Annotated in this window: 1 protein-coding gene; it reads left to right on the forward strand. The window is 30.5% G+C overall.

All coding sequences use genetic code 11. The features are described from left to right. On the forward strand, positions 1-495 hold a 495-nt coding region (locus EII29_RS11600), incomplete at both ends, for a hypothetical protein (protein ID WP_148096441.1).

Here is a 495-nt window from a genome sequence, read left to right on the forward strand (position 1 = left end):
GCCTTAACTTTAACCGGAAAAATAATAGATAATAAAAATGGGATAATAAAAGGAAACATAAAGAAAATAAATGCGGATAAGCTCATAAATGATGAAGGACAGTTATTATCCAATGAAAAGATAGAAGGAATAATAAAAGAAACAAGTAATATAAGAGGGGAAATATCAGGCAATGAAGGTATAAAGCTGATAGGTGAAAAACTTAATAACCTTACGGGAGTAATAAGAAGTAAGGGTAAAATAGACCTTGACATAAAAGATACAATAAACAGACAGGGCTTTATTCTGTCAGACGGAATAACAAAAGAAGAAGGGGAAAAATGGCAAGTACAGGAGAAAGTATCAGAAAAAAAAGATAATAAAAAAGAAGAAGCGAAAGAACAAACAACAGGAATAGTATTAAAAGGGGAAAGACTTGATAATGTAAAAGGAATAATAGCAAGTTTAGGACAGACGACATTAAATATAGGAGGATTATCAAATAAGGAAGGTAAA

This window comes from Leptotrichia sp. OH3620_COT-345 (assembly GCF_003932895.1).
In the GTDB taxonomy this organism is placed as follows: Bacteria; Fusobacteriota; Fusobacteriia; order Fusobacteriales; family Leptotrichiaceae; genus Pseudoleptotrichia.